Annotated in this window: 20 protein-coding genes and 3 pseudogenes; 11 read left to right on the plus strand and 12 right to left on the minus strand. The window is 46.2% G+C overall.

All coding sequences use genetic code 11. The annotated features are described in order from the left end of the window. The first annotated feature begins 58 nt into the window (after positions 1-58). The 7 genes from EDC52_RS11360 (at position 59) to EDC52_RS11390 (ending at position 6,077) form a co-directional block, all read left to right on the plus strand. Positions 59-973 carry a LysR family transcriptional regulator gene (locus EDC52_RS11360; protein WP_131865435.1) on the plus strand — a complete coding sequence of 305 codons (915 nt, stop codon included), beginning with the start codon at positions 59-61 and terminating at the stop codon, positions 971-973. A 97-nt stretch (positions 974-1,070) separates the two neighbouring features. Next, positions 1,071-1,478 carry a DoxX family protein gene (locus tag EDC52_RS11365; protein ID WP_131865436.1) on the plus strand — a complete coding sequence of 136 codons (408 nt, stop codon included), beginning with the start codon at positions 1,071-1,073 and terminating at the stop codon, positions 1,476-1,478. Between the two features lie 10 nt (positions 1,479-1,488). Next, the gene (locus EDC52_RS11370; RefSeq protein ID WP_131865437.1) at positions 1,489-2,457 is read left to right on the plus strand and encodes a glutathione S-transferase family protein; all 969 of its coding nucleotides are present in this window, start codon (positions 1,489-1,491) and stop codon (positions 2,455-2,457) included. Beyond that, positions 2,457-3,068, plus strand: a complete 612-nt coding sequence (locus EDC52_RS11375; RefSeq protein WP_131865514.1) for an alpha/beta hydrolase — start codon at positions 2,457-2,459, stop codon at positions 3,066-3,068. Before EDC52_RS11370 ends, EDC52_RS11375 begins: the two co-directional genes overlap by 1 nt. Positions 3,069-3,234: 166 nt before the next feature. Then, positions 3,235-3,807, plus strand: coding sequence for a hypothetical protein (locus EDC52_RS11380; protein ID WP_131865438.1), 573 nt, complete (start codon positions 3,235-3,237; stop codon positions 3,805-3,807). 676 nt (positions 3,808-4,483) lie between these two features. Next, positions 4,484-5,626 carry a Fic family protein gene (locus EDC52_RS11385; RefSeq protein WP_131865439.1) on the plus strand — a complete coding sequence of 381 codons (1,143 nt, stop codon included), beginning with the start codon at positions 4,484-4,486 and terminating at the stop codon, positions 5,624-5,626. A 235-nt stretch (positions 5,627-5,861) separates the two neighbouring features. Continuing rightward, positions 5,862-6,077 carry an H-NS family histone-like protein gene (locus EDC52_RS11390; protein WP_131865440.1) on the plus strand — a complete coding sequence of 72 codons (216 nt, stop codon included), beginning with the start codon at positions 5,862-5,864 and terminating at the stop codon, positions 6,075-6,077. A 47-nt stretch (positions 6,078-6,124) separates the two neighbouring features. On the opposite strand, the gene EDC52_RS11395 is transcribed toward EDC52_RS11390, so the two are convergent. Both EDC52_RS11395 and EDC52_RS11400 read right to left on the minus strand, forming a co-directional pair. Next, entirely contained in the window at positions 6,125-6,592 is a 468-nt protein-coding gene (locus EDC52_RS11395) for a DUF4756 family protein (protein WP_131865441.1), read from the minus strand. 101 nt (positions 6,593-6,693) lie between these two features. Continuing rightward, positions 6,694-7,395: a hypothetical protein gene (locus EDC52_RS11400; RefSeq protein ID WP_131865442.1), complete on the minus strand. Its 702-nt coding sequence runs from the start codon at positions 7,393-7,395 to the stop codon at positions 6,694-6,696. Between the two features lie 799 nt (positions 7,396-8,194). On the opposite strand from EDC52_RS11400, the gene EDC52_RS11410 reads away from it, so the two are divergent. From EDC52_RS11410 to EDC52_RS11425, 4 genes are all read left to right on the plus strand, one after another. Next, positions 8,195-8,464 (plus strand): hypothetical protein, encoded by a 270-nt coding sequence (locus tag EDC52_RS11410; RefSeq protein ID WP_131865444.1) that lies wholly within the window; start codon positions 8,195-8,197, stop codon positions 8,462-8,464. A 130-nt stretch (positions 8,465-8,594) separates the two neighbouring features. Continuing rightward, positions 8,595-9,083, plus strand: a complete 489-nt coding sequence (locus EDC52_RS11415) for a PAAR domain-containing protein (protein ID WP_131865445.1) — start codon at positions 8,595-8,597, stop codon at positions 9,081-9,083. After that, positions 9,083-10,660 (plus strand): S-type pyocin domain-containing protein, encoded by a 1,578-nt coding sequence (locus EDC52_RS11420; RefSeq protein ID WP_131865446.1) that lies wholly within the window; start codon positions 9,083-9,085, stop codon positions 10,658-10,660. Before EDC52_RS11415 ends, EDC52_RS11420 begins: the two co-directional genes overlap by 1 nt. After that, on the plus strand, positions 10,657-10,911 hold the full coding sequence (locus tag EDC52_RS11425; RefSeq protein WP_131865447.1) for a DUF7683 domain-containing protein: 255 nt from the start codon (positions 10,657-10,659) through the stop codon (positions 10,909-10,911). The genes EDC52_RS11420 and EDC52_RS11425 overlap by 4 nt, the downstream gene beginning before the upstream one ends. Positions 10,912-11,502: 591 nt before the next feature. Here EDC52_RS11425 and EDC52_RS11430 read toward each other — a convergent pair. The 10 genes and pseudogenes from EDC52_RS11430 to EDC52_RS11475 all read right to left on the minus strand — a co-directional run. Continuing rightward, positions 11,503-12,021, minus strand: a pseudogene (locus tag EDC52_RS11430) (integrase core domain-containing protein); the annotation flags it as partial. Between the two features lie 5 nt (positions 12,022-12,026). Further along, positions 12,027-13,114 (minus strand): IS3 family transposase gene (locus tag EDC52_RS11435; protein WP_131865448.1). Its coding sequence is split into 2 segments (ribosomal slippage): positions 12,027-12,862 and positions 12,862-13,114, totalling 1,089 coding nucleotides; the frame shifts between segments, so codons are not numbered across the junction. A gap of 69 nt (positions 13,115-13,183) precedes the next feature. Then, a pseudogene (locus EDC52_RS11440) lies at positions 13,184-13,747 on the minus strand (VirB3 family type IV secretion system protein); the annotation flags it as partial. Positions 13,748-13,756: 9 nt separating this feature from the next. After that, the gene (locus EDC52_RS11445; protein ID WP_131865449.1) at positions 13,757-14,038 is read right to left on the minus strand and encodes a TrbC/VirB2 family protein; all 282 of its coding nucleotides are present in this window, start codon (positions 14,036-14,038) and stop codon (positions 13,757-13,759) included. Beyond that, the gene (locus tag EDC52_RS11450; RefSeq protein WP_131865450.1) at positions 14,035-14,700 is read right to left on the minus strand and encodes a lytic transglycosylase domain-containing protein; all 666 of its coding nucleotides are present in this window, start codon (positions 14,698-14,700) and stop codon (positions 14,035-14,037) included. The genes EDC52_RS11445 and EDC52_RS11450 overlap by 4 nt, the downstream gene beginning before the upstream one ends. A gap of 103 nt (positions 14,701-14,803) precedes the next feature. After that, entirely contained in the window at positions 14,804-15,025 is a 222-nt protein-coding gene (locus EDC52_RS11455) for a hypothetical protein (RefSeq protein ID WP_131865451.1), read from the minus strand. Positions 15,026-15,467: 442 nt separating this feature from the next. Beyond that, positions 15,468-15,677: a TraR/DksA family transcriptional regulator gene (locus EDC52_RS11460; RefSeq protein WP_131865452.1), complete on the minus strand. Its 210-nt coding sequence runs from the start codon at positions 15,675-15,677 to the stop codon at positions 15,468-15,470. Continuing rightward, positions 15,667-16,254, minus strand: a complete 588-nt coding sequence (locus EDC52_RS11465) for a DUF2857 domain-containing protein (RefSeq protein ID WP_196237759.1) — start codon at positions 16,252-16,254, stop codon at positions 15,667-15,669. The genes EDC52_RS11460 and EDC52_RS11465 overlap by 11 nt, the downstream gene beginning before the upstream one ends. 16 nt (positions 16,255-16,270) lie before the next feature. Further along, the gene (locus EDC52_RS11470) at positions 16,271-16,465 is read right to left on the minus strand and encodes an AlpA family transcriptional regulator (protein ID WP_131865454.1); all 195 of its coding nucleotides are present in this window, start codon (positions 16,463-16,465) and stop codon (positions 16,271-16,273) included. 142 nt (positions 16,466-16,607) lie between these two features. Continuing rightward, positions 16,608-17,527: pseudogene (locus EDC52_RS11475) on the minus strand (hypothetical protein). Positions 17,528-17,722: the final 195 nt, after the last annotated feature.

Here is a 17,722-nt window from a genome sequence, read left to right on the forward strand (position 1 = left end):
CCTGCCTATTAATTTGTTATGGTAGCTGACAGAATTTTGACGCCCAGCGGATAGGAAGATGGAAAGACTTGACTGCGATCGCATGTTTATTGCCGTGATGGAAACAGGCAGTTTTACCGCCGCCGCACAAAGGCTGTCGACCAGCCACGGCCAGGCATCCAAACTGATCACCCGACTTGAGAATGAACTGGCCGTCAGCCTGTTCAGCCGTAGCACCCGGTCCTTAAAACCCACTGAAGTTGGTCTGGCCTATTACGAACGTATTCGCCCCTTGCTGGCAGAATATGATGCGCTGAATGATGACGTTCTTAACGCCTCTAAAACCCCCTCTGGCTTACTAAGGATCTCGGCCCCGGTCACCTTCGGTTCGACCCAGCTCACCGGCCATCTGATTGCTTTTGCCCGCCGTTATCCTGATATTGAGCTGGATGTTAGCTTTGCTGACCGCCTGGTTAATGTTGTTAACGAGGGTTTCGACTTGACGCTGCGTATCGGCAATCTCACTGACAGCAACCTGATAGCACGTAAGCTCTGCAATATACGCATCGTAATGGTCGCGTCAAAAGCTTACCTGCAGCAGAAAGGCAGCCCGTCACACTGGGACCAGCTATCTCAACATGATTGCATAGTGGACACCAACTTCAGGGATCCCTTTGTCTGGCCATTCCTCGACGAAAAACGGGCGCTGCATGTACAGCCAGTCCGGGGGCGAATGAAGTTCTCCAACGCGGAAGTGTGCCTGCGTGCAGCTCTTGAAGGATTGGGCATCGCGCGACTGCCTGCTTTTGTGGCTGGCGAAGCACTGCAGAGCGGGTCGGTTGTACCGGTGCTTTCCCGTTATGAGGCCCCGCCGCTCGGCCTCTATGCTATTTACCCGCCGGCGAAATATCTTGCGCAGCGTTCCCGGGCATTCATCGATTTTCTGGCTGAGTCATTTGCCGGCCAGCCAAAGTGGGAAGAGAACTGGCTATAATTTCCATTTTGGAAATAAATATGCTCTTTCTGGCAGGATAATCACCACATCAGAAAAGTAGTATCTTTCTCTCACTAACTAACGAGAGGAATATACTATGTTCGATCAACGCACCACACCTTATGCAGCACTCATCATGCGCCTGGCTTTAGGCATTCTGTTTCTGGCACATTTCAGCCTGAAGTTTTTTGTCTTTACGCCAGCGGGCACCTCGACATTTTTTGCTTCCCTGGGGCTGCCCGGCGGTCTTGCCTACCTGACGATGACCGTTGAGCTTGTCGGTGCCATTGCCCTGATCCTTGGCGTTTATACCCGCGTGGTTGCCGTAGTGCTGATCCCTGTTCTACTGGGTGCTATCGCCACGGTACATGGCCCGGCGGGCTTTTTCTTCACTAACCCGAACGGCGGCTGGGAATTTCCTGCGTTCTGGATTGTTGGCCTGATTGTGCTCGCCTTAACCGGTGATGGTAAATACGCGTTAAAACCCACTCCATTCAAAGGCTGAGGAAGGCACCATGCTGGTTAACGGGAAGTGGACGGCAGAATGGCATCCGGTGCAGGCTACCGATGAAAAAGGCGGCTTTGTGCGTCAGACCTCAAGTTTTCGCCACTGGGTAACGCCAGACGGCGCTGCAGGTATCACCGGTGAAGCGGGCTTCATCGCAGAGCCCGGGCGTTACCACCTTTACGTGGCGTTGATTTGTCCCTGGGCTTCCCGCACGCTGATTGCCCGTAAACTGAAGGGACTGGAAGACGTGGTCAGCGTATCGGTTGTCGAACCCTGGCTGCTGGATGAAGGCTGGCATTTTGGTGACTATCCGGGCGCTGACCGGGATACGCTGAATAATGCTGAATGGATACATCAGCTTTACACCCTGGCAGATGACACATTTACCGGGCGGGCAACGGTTCCGGTGTTATGGGACAAGAAAACCCACACGATCGTCAACAATGAGTCTGCCGATATCGTGCGTATGTTTAACAGCGGGTTTGGCGAACTCGCCCGAACCGACATTGACCTTTGTCCACCGTCACTTCAGAGCGAAATTGACAGCCTGAACGCCGAAATCTATCCCTTACTGAATAACGGCGTCTACCGTGCGGGTTTTGCCACCACGCAGGTCAGCTACGCTGAAGCCGTAAAGGATGTGTTCGGTATGCTGGATAAGCTGGAACTCCGGTTTGCTGACGGACGAGATTTTTTATGTGGTGATATATTTACCGAAGCTGATATTCGCCTGTTTGTCACGCTGATCCGTTTTGACGCGGCTTATTATGGCCTGTTCAAGTGCAATCTTTGCCAGCTCAGGGAATACGCTCATCTTGACCGTTACACCCGTCGGGTTCTGGCGATACCCGGTATCAGCAGCACGGTGAATATTGACCATATCAAACAGGGGTACTATTCAATTCGCGCCCTGAACCCTGCCGGTATCGTGCCCGAAGGGCCTGATATGCATGCTTACGCTATAGAGGAAAAATGATGAACAGGGATCTGATTGTCCTGTTACACGGTGTGGGCAGCCGGGGCAGTGATTTGCAGGCGGTGGCGGAACACTGGCAGCAGGCGATGCCCCATGCCTTCATCGCTTTACCGGATGGCCCGTCGGCCTTTGATATGGGCCCAGGCTTTCAGTGGTTCAGTGTGAGTGGTATTACTGAAGAGAGCCGTCCGGTGCGTATAGCAGCGGCCCGTGAAGCATTTGATGCAACGTTAACTGACCTTTTCAGGGAGCGGGGCATAAATCCTGTTAAGGATCGCGTTGTGCTGGCAGGCTTTTCCCAGGGGGCGATAATGGCTATGGATGCGTTAGTTCGGGGAGACTATCCGCTTGCGGGCGTTGTGGCTTTCTCGGGCCGACTTGCATCCCCGCAGCCATTGCAGCCCATCACAGGTTCTACGGCATTACTGATTCATGGTAAATCCGATCCGGTGATCGGCTGGACTGAAAGTCAAAAAGCGGCTGAGGCACTATGTGCAGCAGGGGTTAAGGTCGAACTCAGCCTTGAAGAAAACGTGTCGCATACCATTACTGTCGCAGGCATCAGAACGGCTACCAATTTCATTAATAAACTGTTCACCCCGGATGCCTGATAAATATCCGGCATGGCACTGAAGGTCGCGCCGGATGCTTTCTCTGTCTCCTGCCCATGCAGGCCCAACTTAAGCAATTCAATATCGTTGCCGGCGCGCGATGAAACGCCGTTGACGCTGGTCGACTATCAACAGTAGCGGTGCGTGAAGGCCTGCGTGGTGGTCCTTGGCTCAGCTTCTTTCACCAGAATCCCTTGGCGCAATGAAAATCCAGTTCGTTTATTTTCCTGGCTATACTCCGGTTTGCCCAACTAAAACGATCTACCAATTCGATTATTGGACGCACATTATGAATGAATTCGAATTTTCTGTTTCAGCGCATCAGACCCAGTTTTTATGGGCATCCGCCGGTGTATCAATTACGACTGCGGCAGGTTACGACGATGTTTTAAAGAAAATAGTCACGAGCACACAGCTGAGTTCCTATGCGCTTGAAATGATGATATATCTGACCGAAGAAATTATCGAAGCGGATAAAAGGATCATGCCGGTCAATGGTAATGCTACCAGTCACGACGATCTGTTGTGTGCACTCAGTAACAGGTATTTTAACGGCGCTAATCTTATTACTGATACGGCGATTGAATCGCTATTCAACCGACTTGCTGATAGTGTTTCGTATACAGACCGCGCTTGTACGCCAGAAGAACTGACACAGGTAGCTTACTTAGTTTTCATTCGGGAAATGGCTCATCATCTGAGCATTCAGGCTATAAGCATGAAGAGGGGGAAATGCTGAGTGATCCCCTTTTAAAACAAAAAAACTGCGATTAGCAGATCATACTGGCTCCATTGTACGGCACTTTTTAATGCTGGATGAAGCCTATTGGAATACCTCTACCAATTTAGACAATTCCGTACCTTTGCAAACCACAACTGATGTCCGTCCCCGTTGCATAGCTGCCGGTGAAAGCACTTAACACTGGATCGCACTGCGTGAATTCTGCTGCATATTTGACATCAGGGTATGTACTAGTCAACGGGGGGCGGGTCAACGCGTCGCACAAACTCAGGATGACGTTGTTTACTCTGATGGGAGCACGGCAAAAATAATCAGTGGCGCTGGTCAGGCTGGACATTTTGCTAATGGACACAGTATTGCACTGGTAGGGGCTTCGTTATGTGTGGAGCTAGGTTCACACATAACGGTCTGAGGTCCACATATAGTGAGGGGAACTCCACACATAACGGTTCGGGGTCCACACATAGCGGCGCTAAAAAATCCATGCTGCATTACGCAGGCAAAGCTCCATCCCCCCTTCGCATTGAACATCGTTCAAACTTACATTTGATATGTTGGAACAAAGATTTTTGAGATAATAAAAAGCGATGTTCTTTCTAATTTATAGATTCTATTAGTATTTTTGCAATACTTTTGAGATACCGTCATGCACCAGTTGAGATAACTAAACATCATGGCCCAATTTAATCACTTTGAACTTTCGCTTCTGAATCCCAGCTTTGACTCCCCTTTGGTCGATGCACTGACGGAGCTGGAGTTACTTCGGCACCTACGGCTGGAAACCGATGTGCATCCAATCCTGTTTGCGCAGTTGAAGGCCGTTTTCCACATGCTGGAGAGTCTCGGTTCTGCAAGGATTGAGGGAAACCACACCACACTTGCCGACTATGTTGAAAGCAAGGTTGAGGGAACTCAAAGTTCGACGGATCAGCTCAAAGAAATCAATAATATTGAAGCCGCGATGGAGTACATCGACGAATTCCTGAGCGACGGCGATGAGATAACGGAATATTTTATCCGCGAGCTGCATAGTCTGGCGGTTGCCGGGCTGCAACAGGAGGGCTACAGAACGCCCGGCGCATATCGACAACATAATGTCAGCATCGCTCAGTCTGACCATTTACCGCCGGACCACATTCGCGTTGCTGATTATATGGCGGAACTGACCGCCTTCATTAACCATGCCGATAAGCCAAAGTACGATCTGATGAAGATTGCACTGGTACATCATCGCTTTGGCTGGATACATCCCTTTGGCAACGGTAATGGCAGAACGGTCAGACTGCTGACCTATGCGTTGCTTATCAAGTATGGTTTTAATGTTCAGGCTGGTGGGCGGGTACTCAATCCGACAGCGGTATTCTGTAACGATCGTGAGCGCTATTATGCCATGCTTTCATTAGCCGATAAGGGAACAGAGCAGGGGCTGGAAGAATGGTGCTTATATGTGCTTTCGGGGATCTCCTCTGAGTTGAAGAAAGTCGATCAACTGACAAACCACGCTTTCCTGAGTGAAAAGATCCTGTATCCGGCGATCGATTTTTCATCAGAGAGAGGGCTGATAAATCCGCTGGAATCAAAGGTTCTGAAACGTGCTGTTGAATTGGGGACGATAAAAGCGGGCGATCTACGCACTGTTTTGCCCGATCTGAAACCGACGCAAATGACTTATCAGCTCGGTAAGCTGATTGAGCGGGGATTGCTCCAGCCAGTAGAAGAGGGGGCCCGTACCTATACGGCGAAGTTTTCTAACTCGTATCTGATCCGTGGGGTGATTAAGGTTCTGCGGGAGGAAGGGTTTATTCCTAACCTATAATATTGATGAGCAAATTAAATTACAGGCTCCATATTTTTGGCTTCTATAAATATTAAGGTGGTTATTTTCCAAACCACCTTAATTTAATAGATGTTAATTAATATTCTATTAATTTTCTTGTAACCAAGATTCTAACGCATCTACTTGTACAAAGTTAATATTAGTTTCATATGGCGGGTATCTTAACCACCAGTAAATAAAAACAGGAGCCAAAAAGATTGATGAATTTCATGTGATGTATATGTATAAAAAAATCCAAGCCGAAGCTGCGGCAACAGATATTAAAACACTGGAACAGCTTTTGAGGAAGTTTCGCAAAGTTGTTGCGAAGCGTCGGGAAGAATGCTATCAGGAGATTGGTGAGAAGCAGGCACAAAAGCTAAGGGCAGAAAGATTACAACGGTTGCTTAAAAAAATGGAGCGTGATCGTGTATCACCACATGAGTTATAAAATAAAACCGCCATATTGGTAATATACTGCCAGTATGGTAATTTATTTTAGATAGAAAATTTTCGGCGCTTTGTTGCTGATACATTAAAATCAGAAGATATATCTGAAAGTTGCTCAAGACTTTGCTCAACAGAACGCTGGAACTCAAGAGCCGCTTCCGTGCGCTGTTTTATGACCAGAGCGACGAGTTCATCAGGGCTTTTCTCAAGTAATGACTTTCGGTAGATAATGGACTCCTGTACTTTTTCAAGCTTTCTTGATGCAAGGGCTGATGCGTGACTGACAGGGTTGAGTTCTTCAATAAATTTTTCGAGCAGTGATTTTTTCTTCCTGTCTAATCTCAGAAGTTCGGTATGCGCCGATTTAAATTTCTTGGCTTCACTCAACGGTGAACCATCGGTTCTTAATCTGCGATATTCATCTCTGTATTCAGACATCGTTGGATATTTTTTTAAAGCTTTGATGGTGTTCAGATACCGAATTAAATCATCATTGTCTAATTTTACTTTCCCCATATATACCTCGTAAATAAAATAGTGAATATATTTATATTACGAGATATAGTGTAAGTGTCAAATATAACCGGGAAATAAGAATGATAATATTCAGATGAAAACTATATTCTTTCTTCTTGATCAACATCTTCAGGATAATCAACAAAAATGTCATCTTCTGAAACAGAGTCCCAGTCAATATCTTCGTCGGGAGTAGAAAGTAAAGGTTTATCATCTTCTTTATCGATTGTTTTTCCTGCGTTGTTTGTAAGTACCGTATCTTTATAAAGGGTGACGAATACGTCTTCTATACCTTCACTGGTCGTTCTCAGCGACTTCTTAACATATTCTTTCCTTGTGGCATTTGATGTTCTGTACTGGTCTTTCAGAAAGAGATTTGCGTTTATCATGGTATGCTTCCCTTCTTTGACCAGAATGCCTTTATTTATTAGCTTGTTCCAGCATTTACACACGTTAGATTTGCTCATATTAAGCTCTTTTGCGAGTGCCGACGGAGATATACTGGCAATGAGGTTTCCATGCTGCATGAGTTTACATAAGCGGATCATTATTGCGTATTCTGCACCAGACATATTTTTTCCGAGCTTTTCCAGATTATCAAGAAAAGCATGAACATAGGCTATTCCCGGTTGAATATCAGAACTTCTCTCTTTTTTTACATTTAAGGTTATTTTATCTTTTCTGTTTCTGTTATAAAAACTGTAAATCTCCAGTTTCTGTTTGTCTGTAAAATGATTTCTGTTTATATATTCTTCCACTTCTTCACTGCTGGAGGTCATTATTGTATTGTAATCAATGCTCATCGGTTATCCTTTTATTGTTATTATGTTTATTCTATATAATGCAGGATATACTTTTGTCAAAAATAAATGTGAAAAAAGGAAAAATAATACACTTTTGCGAAATAGCGTTCACTTCTTTCTGGGAATTTTAACTATAAAAAAGTTTCCACAGAAGAAACTTAAATTTCCGTACAGGAAACTTTTTTCGTGTAATCTATTTTAAATATAATAGCTTACGCCTCCTTAATACTATAATATGTTTAATAACCTTAACGGGGAGTGTGCCGGTTAAATGGCACCGTCTATTTTTCTGCTTTGTTTTTACTTGATGTTATGGACAGCAAATGATTGTTTTATACAATCACGAAGCGCTGCTGATTTTTTAGTAAATATACAATTGTTTTTCCTCTGCGTTATAGCGGCTACGCCGCAATTTTTCATGGATAAATCCATCATTAACAGGGATGAACCCTGTTCAGCAATGTGATTGTCCAAAACAATCACGAAGTGCTGCTGTGGATATTGTTTTTCTGTAAACTTAAGAATAAATGCTATATATCGAAAACGGATCTAATCTTCGGTAAAAGGATCCTTACCATATTGCAATTAAATAATGGAAAATGTGTTAGCCATTAAATCCCATTGGATATCAGCGTCAGGGCGTAGCCGTGCGGCAGCACATGAGCGTTAGCTCATAAGATAAATATCTTTTCAAAAGAGAGTAATAAACAGGCAGTAAACCTGTTCTGAAGGGTAAGTTAAATTGGATTTTCATCAACAGGAAATGGTATTTTTTATATAAGATAAGGAGGAGCATACAATGAAAGCTATAAAAATAATAAACATCTTTAAAGCGAAAGAAAACATTCCCTTTATGACCTGTTTGATCACCAGCATGGAGGAAAATGAAAAAGAAATAAACCTCACGCTGGAAAATGGTGAAAACATTTGCATTAAAGATTACGGTTATTACTTCCTGTCAGAAGCCGACGGTGATTTGGACAGGGAGCAAATGGTAAACAGCTATCGAAGGTTAATTTCTGAACTCGGCCAGATGAGTGAAGAAACGATAACATCATTAATGCCCTAAGCTGAATACGTCATCATTGTTGATTTTGTCGTTGGTTTTTATAACTTCATGACAAACATCGCTTTTAAGTCAAATTGCAAATCGGTTAGTATTACATCGACTAAACCACAGAAATGACAAGGAAAAGGAAATGGATCGTCAATACAACAATGAATTGACCCCGGAAGCGCTGGCAACAATGGATCAATCACCGTTTACGGCGGAACAACTGTCCGGGATGAACGATGAAACGCGGGCGCTCATCTCTGACCAGCAGGAATATTGTCGCCAGCATCCTGTTAATGCCATACACCGTATTGCAGTGGATGGCAGTCTAACCAGAGAAGGCGGAACAGTTCGTGCTATATACAATGGAAACGAAATCGAACTTTCAGACGGCAGGAAGGTTAATGTTGCGTTAGTCGGTGATGACGTTGTTTACCCTGACGGGAGAACGGCGAAAATTGTCACTGGTGCGGGTAAAATGAGTGAGGTAAATGGTCGCGGTGTAGCGCTGGTCAACAGTCGTCTGGATAACGGAGATGAAATTATCAGCACTCTGTGCGATGGCCCGATGATTGTAGGTCGTAAAGGAGAAGAGATGCCGGAGGATTTCCTGTTATCTGTAGAGGTGGCGTAATGGGAAATCGATCTGACTGCTATGGAAGAGGAACAGCACTGGAAGGCGATAAAACAACCACGGGTGCTCAATGTATCGCCTCGATGTCCAATGATACTGAGCATGGGCGCAGAGTTGTTCGTGTTGGGGATAAAACAACCCCATGCCCTAAATGTGGTGAGGTAGGGGTTATCGTATCCGGTGAACCCAGTGATACCAATAATGGAAAAATAGCGGCGGTTGATGGTTCAATCGTGCGCTGTGCCTGCCCTTCCGGGTCTAACTGGATTATTGCGCCAGCAGGACAATGGGTTGGCAGAGGCCCGGATCCTTCTATTGCAGCCCTTGCAGCACTGGTTGCTGAACGTAAGGCCGCAGAAGAAGAAAGAACTAAACAACTGGCTGAAGAGCGTGACCGCAATCGTGTCTTTGCCAAATCCTGCCTTCGTGGTGAAGGTTGTAATGATGCCGGGGAAGAGCAGGAACCTCATACTAATTTTGCGGCAATGGCATTTTATCAGGCAGTTCCACCTGCTGATCCAGCTTCCGATACTGATGTTCCCCAACATGCTCAGACCGCCAAGAAAAAGAAACCTGCTGAAGATATTCCAGAGCCGAAAAAGCGAAGCGCCCTGTATAAATGGCTGAATGGTAATCATGAAGAAATCGAATACCAGCGGGCAACAGCCGCTGCTACAAGTGCTGCTAACGCCCAGACGGCTGTTGAAGGTGCCAGTGTTCTTGGGTTGGTAGGTGGAAGTGCCATTACGTCAGGAACGTGGGCGGTAAAACTGGGTGAGATGGCTACAGGACTTGGAAGAATAGCCGCCAGCGGTCCCGGTGCTCCTATCGCAGCAGTCGTGATGGGAATGATGCCCGGAAGGCTCAATGACGGTGAACAGGATTTTATTGACCGCATGAGGCTGGAGCAAATGCGTGAAGCGCCAAGCCGTGTGCGTTATACATGGGAACAAGACGATAAAGGTAATCCGGTTCCTCATGGCTGGCATACGCCACCGGGTAAAGATATGGTGCGTGTGCGCAAAATGGAGTGGGACAGCAGCCGTAAGGCGTATACGTTCACCACAGAGGAAGATCCGCGTATTACCATCATCTGGACGCCAGACAGTTCAGGTGTCAATGTTCCTTCAAATACAGGCAACCAGAACCCGGTAAGAATACCTAACCCTGTTATTGTTGATCCGCTGCCGGAAAATACCAGTATTGATGCTACAACCAGCCCTGCGCCGGAGGAAAAGAATTTTGCGGATTACATTCTTGTTCTTCCTATATCGGATATTCCGCCGATTTATATTTATATAAACGCGGATCATAAATACTACACTCCGCCGAAAGAAAATCCTCCACTACCTGCGTATCCTGATGCCAAAAAAGCGCAAGCTAAAACACCTGTTAAGGGAGGTGGGAAACTACGTAATCGTTGGAAAGATTCAAAAGGAAAAATCTATGAGTGGGATTCTCAACATGGCACGGTAGAAGTTTATGATCGTTCAGGTCGCAATCATTTAGGTGAATTTAATCATATCACTGGTGAGCAAACAAAACCCGCGGACCCAACAAGAAAGGTGGAAAAATGACGATAGCGTATACTATTGATGTATATAGTAAAGTGGATGAGGCGTTGCTTCTTGAAATTGAAATCCCGGAGAATAAACTGTCAGATGTAGCTGAAATTATGGGGTGGAGTGAAGAGGATAAAAAGGAATTTTCATTAGGAATTGGTGTTTATAATATTAATGAAAACCAAGCGATTAAATTAGAGAGCTTGCTATGTAAAAAATTCTATTCCTCTGATAACTCCCTACAGATTTCAGGCGGCAGTGTCTAATACATTACAAATATCTCTGAAGCAGTACGAAATACCTTGGGTGCTGCTTCATCTTTTATCCCTTCTCATCAATGGAATTATATAAATGACAATAAATATTGGGGCATTGATCCGTTGCTTAGGCCATCTTCCCAAAGCAGCACGACATGTCGGTAGTGCTGCTTCATTCCTTATCCTTTCGAACATTCAGCCAAAGCACACCAACATTGGCGAGCCGCCGTCCACCACCACAATCAATTGATATAAAAGATCGATATGTTGATATTGATAGCTTCTGACGATTAAAAAACGATTTATTGATCGTTATATTAATTGATCAAATCGATCGATATACTTTATTTGATAGTTTTTAGCTATCATTTGCTTTTTATCGATCGATTTAAACGATATGACGAACATCAAAAATAATTCAATTCTATCAATTGGTTAAACAGACTGCTTCTGGATCGGGTGTGATTAGGCTAAGAATAGGATCTCTTTTGCTTTCATTCCTGCCATGAACAGTCAGTTCGTTAACATTGATGGGATATTAAGATGAAAAAAATCTTACTTATGGCAGGCGCTGCGCTGGTTCTGTAGTCCCTCCGGTTTTTAGTACCACCGCCAATGAGGATCTACGGCCAGTTTTTCCCTCGCATAGATAACAGGTGGTATATCACCCAGTGAGCTATGCGGGCGTTCTTCGTTATATTCTGTGCGCCAGTCTTCTGTTAGCACGCGGACTTCTGACAGTGTTCTGAACAGATACATATCAAGTATTTCTGTTCGTAGTGTTTTATTAAATCGCTCAATAAATCCGTTCTGCATCGGCTTACCGGGCTGAATAAAATCGAGTATCACGCCGTGCATCTCTGCCCATTCGCCTAAGGCGGCGGCAGTGAGTTCTGGCCCATTATCACTTCGGATAAAAGCCGGATAGCCTCGTTCTGCACTTAACCGCTCCAGAATGCGCACAACACGATGAGCCGGTATATTCAAGTCAACTTCAATCGCCAGTGCTTCCCGGTTAAAATCATCAACTACGTTAAATAACCTGAATCGTCGCCCGTCGCCCAAGGCATCACTCATAAAATCGACGGTAATCACCCCGTTTTCAACGGGAACTCTAAGTAGAATTATGCTACCAATGCGAGCTTCTGCATGGGCGTTATCCCACCTAGCCCCATATGGGGACGTTCATGGTTATAGGTCCAAAGCCAACGCGTCGCGAAATCTTGTACTTCGGCAATATAACTAAACACATATTGATTTAGCCAGTCATAACGTACAGTGCGGTTGAATCGCTCTATATAGGCATTTTGCTGGGGCTTGCCCGGCTGGATATAGAGCAAGGTTATTTGATGTTTGATCGTCCATTTTTGCAGTTGAATACTCAGGTATTCTGGCCCGTTGTCGCACCGTATGCAGGCCGGTTTTCCGCGCCATTCGATAAGCTGTTCAAGTGAGCGAACAACGCGTTCTGGCGTCAGGGAAAAATCAACATCCAGGACAAGACCTTCTCGATTAAAATCGTCTATCACATTGAATGTGCGAAAGCTTCTGCCATCACTTAATTGATCATGCATAAAATCCATTGACCAGGTATGGTTGGCCTTGTCAGGCACAACTAACGGGGCTGGATGAGGCCGAATAATCCTTTGTTTTGGCTTGATCCGCAAATTCAATTTGAGTTCGCAATAAATCCGATAAATGCGTTTATGATTCCAATGAAAGCCTTTGACGTTACGCAGAAATAAAAAACATAGGCCAAATCCCCAACTACGGTGCCGCGCCGTTAAATCGGTAAGCCAATTGGCTATTTGCACATTTTCATCACGCAATTTAGCGCAATAACGGTAGCCACTTTCGCTGAGGCCAAAAATGGAACAGGCCAGGCGGATAGAGATACCTTTCACGCTGATTGCGTGCCGCGCCATCTCGCGTCGCCGGGATGGCGTTACCACTTTTTTTGCATGGCCTCCTGGATGATCTCGGATTTTAAACGCTCTTCGGCATACATCTTTTTGAGCCGTCGATTTTCATCTTCCAGTTCTTTCAGGCGGGCCATCATTGAGGCATCCATACCGCCAAAGCGTGAGCGCCACTTATAAAAACTGGCATTGCTCATGCCATGTTCGCGGCAAAGCTCTGAAACCGGTGTGCCTGCCTCGGCTTGCTTCAAAATGGCCATGATCTGGCTGTCGCTAAAACGTGATTTTTTCATCCGAATCTCCTCGATTCATGTTACGAGAAAATTCTACTCATGAGTACCCCAGTTTTTCGGGGGGATTACCGCCTCAAACGCATCCCGGTATTGCTCTCTTATGCGGTGAATATAGAAGGTGACCGGCAGTCCTTCATACGAACGAATAACATTGTTGAGATGGGTTGCCAGAAAGGTCAGATGGTGTTCATCCTCGCATTCAAATACGGCTCCAGACAGCTCCCAGGTGGCAACCAGGTCGCCATGGCGGTTCCTTATCACCTGCGGGTGAATATGAGAGGAATACGGAATGTATTTATCCAGCGTGATGCGCTCGTTTAACTTCATCTTATGGGTGAACTCCGAAACATCGACGGCATCATAGCGATTGGCCAGCATGGCGTTCGCGCCGTAATGCCGGTTGGTGGCAAACCGGCCACGGGTTTTAAACGCCAGCCAGAGCAGACCGAAATAATGAATGTCCGTTCGGGCTTTGGCCTTCATTTCCATCCAGGCCGGTATGAGCAGCAACGCCAAGTAATAGCTGAGATAGACCGACAGCAGGACAAGCGTTCCGCTGACGATAACGAACGGCACAAGGGGAATGCCCATGATGGCGGCGGGGCGCGTCAGCGCCTTGTTCAGCGTAGTCATTCGTTCCCCCTACGCCGCCCAGTAGGCCCCGAAGCCTGACGCGCCGACAATCAGGATGGCGCCAATAATGACATTGCGCATGTCAGAAAGACTTTTGCCGTCAAAAAGCACCTTGTAGCCAATCCACATGGTGGCCAGCGTGATGGTGACGGCGGCCAGCCCCAGTAGACCGGTAGAGGTGTTGCTCAGCGTATCGCTGGCTTTATCAAATCCGCTGTCCGCCGGCAGCACGCGGGAAGCGGGTAACAGGTAAGCGACCGCAGGCCAGTATTGACGTTTTTGCATGGTCATTTCTCCTCTTGGGTAACAGGGACGGGTAAATCGCCGCGAATAAGAGTGTTCGGATAGCGCAGGGATAGCTGCGCTGGCGTGCAGTTGTCGGTTATGACACCGCGCAGGACGGTGGCGGGATAACGAGTCTCCGGCCCAGCTTTTACGGCGGCATGCCGTTGTTTATCTTCCTGTGTTGACGGGACGACGTAGCCGATACGCTGCACATAGCTGGACTGGTTAAAGGCGGATTCCGGCTGTTGGCCGGTATCGAAATTACCAGAGTAGTAGCAACTGAGCGCGCGTTTTAGGGAGCCACCGCGCCGGTAGCAGTCGGTGAGGATGCGCTCAAAGACGGAAAGATTGGTGCAGGGGTCAAGCAGGTCACCGGCGGTCACGCCGTAATGGCGGAAATTGGTGCTGGTGATTTGCATCAGCCCGACCGAATAGCGGCGGCCTTTTGCCTCCAGTCGTCTGACGATACTGACTGCGTCCGCTTTGTTAGTGGGTAGATGAGAAATAACGCCTTTGCGGCCATGGAGGCGCTCATTCTTCGGCACTATCTCCGCGATGGCTAAAGGGTTAAAACCTGATTCGACGCGGGCGACATCGAACGATGTGGACGGATGAACACTGGCGGCGCACTGCATGGCCGCCGCCAGAAAGGCAGTGGTGGAAAGCATGGTGGCCTTAGGACAGTTAGCCGAGCAACACGCGCAGCCGTCTGGCAGAGCACGGTGCTTGGCGAGGAAAGGAACGTATCGAGGTTGATCGTGAACCCTGACGTTAACCGAGTGGGACTTCCTGCGGCGCGTCGCTATCGTCTCTGGGCTCAAGGAGGACCAGCTTGCCGGAGACGGCAATACCGGGTGTCAGCATCACGTTCAGGCCGGGTTTGCTGTTATGAGCAAACGCCACGCCGACTTTCGTCCAGTACGTGGTTTTTTCACCTTGTGGATCAGGCTGGATTTCCTGGGTGACATACACGTTATAAGTGGGTTTTCGCATCTCATTTTCCTTGAATGAAAACAGCAGTGGATGAAATAAATGAATCACATCCCGATCCTGCATTCCGATTTCAACGGGTCAGCGAGGACATTCAGCGGCACCCTGAATTGTGGTTACGTGACAGCCCGACCCATGTTGTTAAAGAGCGAATACCCGGCCCGGACGAATGAACGTCCATAAGGCTTGCCAGCGAATGATGGCGTGGTCAGGGTGCGCTTTCTGATTCAGGTGGGTAATAATAAAATCAAACTGGAAATTAGAAGAAAAATGGCGAGGAATTAATGGTATTTGAATTTGATTAAATACTTGGGCGAAGGGATTGTCTGAAATATTATGGCGGATTTATTTGTATTTAAATCAATGCAAATATGCATAGTGATTTAGGCAGATAATAAAAAGCGTGCGGATAAGAATATCGCTCCGCACGCAAGACGTCGTATTCTCAGCGTTGACGGCGTTCAAGTGCTGTCTGGCATTCAATACAGGTTGTCACGCCCGGCAAAGTCTGACGGCGCTTATCAGGAATGGGCTTACCACACAGGCGGCAGTAGGGCAATGATGGCGTTGTTGTCGATTTGAAACGGTTCTGTTCAATCATATCCTCCAGACGCTGTTCATTAAATTCCTGATCGCGATCGATTTCATCCGGCATGGGATGTCCTCCTGTCCGACGCTTCTTTTTCGCAAAGCGTAATACGGTTACAGATAGCGGTGAGGGACGGACCATCCTGCGGTGGTGATGACAACTCTTCAGTGATCTGCATCATGACATCCAGCGCGTCGAGCGATGCGATATTTCCCGGATGGCGTTTCTGCCATTGTCGCCAGATCTCGGCATCGGTCTCTTCATCTGGTATGGGCGTCCGTCCATGAGGGATAGTGATCCCCAGCAACCGGCGACGGATGCAGACTTCATTGGAGGTGAGGCCAAAATACTGGTTCAGCAGCGCAATTGAACCGCCCAGCGTCATGGCCCGGTTGATCTGATGCTGGCGCTGAACTTCCTGACGCGACAATGCCAGGATTTGGTGTAAAGCGTCATGATGGACAGTGACAGCCATAAACTGCGCTGATGCCCGGCTGATGATAAACAGTTCATCCAGGGACAGCTGATTGAGGGCGTTCATTTCATCGAAAGTGAAACCCAGCGCTTCGCAGTGGCGAATGTTGCCTTCCTTAAGGGCATGCAGGGCGTCGGTTAATATGGCATAATTCAGTGACGGGATCATTATTCTGTATCTCCTTTCAACGAGTCAGGCGATTGGCTAATTTAAAATTGATCCACTCGTCAATTTCAGATTCGAGCCAGGCTACGCTGGCAGGTCCAATCTTTATTGAACAGGGAAAGGTGCCTTCTTTCATGTAAAGGTATATTTGCGAGCGTTTCAGACCGGTTTTTACTTCTACTTGTTTCAGAGGTAATAACTGATGAGATGTCATAGATACCTCCAGTGCAGAAATGGCATATGCCCGGAGATGACAAAGAAACACTAAGTAGTGAGGGAAAGAAAGTAATCAAGCCCGTATTACGGGTTTTAGAGTCCTTAATACGGACATTCTTATTTAGTGAATTTCACTTGTATCAATCTGATGCTGATGTGGGAGAGCCGCGCTCAAGCGCAGTTTTTAGCGTATCACCACTGAGCCTGTCGGTAATACCTTCGGCAGATGCCCATTTTTCGAAAATGGACAGTAACTTGTACGGTTTTTTTATTAATGGGCTGATAGCTTCATTATTTTTACAGGCTAGCCAGAAAAAACGAGATAGTGGTGTTGATATTCGTGTTGAAGATAATGGGTTCATTTTTTTCTTAATCGCGATGTTAATTAATTTATCAAGTTCAGCATGTCGAATGACAAACCAGGCATCCCGAGGTAGAACATGAACCGGGAAATACTCTTTTTCCAAGTAACCGTTTATCCTCTGAGAGAATATTTCTTCGTGTACATCTTGTGCAATATTTTTAGGTAGTTGCATAATTTTTTTATTTATTCTTTGCTTCCATGTTACCCTGTCGAATAGTTGAAATATTTCTCCCTGTAAGCTGACTGTTATGCCATGATTAAACTCAATAGCTCCTGTTACAGGTAAGGGAATTCTAAGAGAATAGGCAAGTAATTTCTGTATTAGAACATATTCATATCCAATCAATGGAGTGTCAATAACTCTCTGTGTGGGCATGATATATGTACCATTAGTGCTAATAAGAAAGTTATGCCCGTTAAGAAAGGTTTTTTTGTCAAGAAGGCATAAACGATTTATTAACGACATCTCTGATGATCTAAGCTTTACTTTGTAGCCTGATCTTTGAATTTTTCGTAATGTAATTGGCGACTGAAAGTAAATGGAAAGACGAATATTACCATGTAATGCATACCTGTAAATGTCACTATTGTTTAATTTGCAGTCTTTTTTTTATTTGTCATTTCGACGGCTTCACGTATAGTCAGCCAGTCTGGTGAACTATAGTTCGTATTTGATAATAATTGTTTTTTTAACATGATGAATCTCCTATATCTTTATTAATTTTTTTTCGAAATTTTATGAGATTGTTCAACGAAATTTTTTCAGGGGGCGGTATCTATTACGTTGTGAGGTCTGGATTATATTGAGACGGGGACGGCTTAACGCTTCAGACCCCGTATACTGGCCCATGTTTAGCAGTAGGAAAGAAAGAAAATGAACAAATACCAGAA

It is taken from the genome of Biostraticola tofi (assembly GCF_004343195.1).
Classification (GTDB): domain Bacteria; phylum Pseudomonadota; class Gammaproteobacteria; order Enterobacterales; family Enterobacteriaceae; genus Biostraticola; species Biostraticola tofi.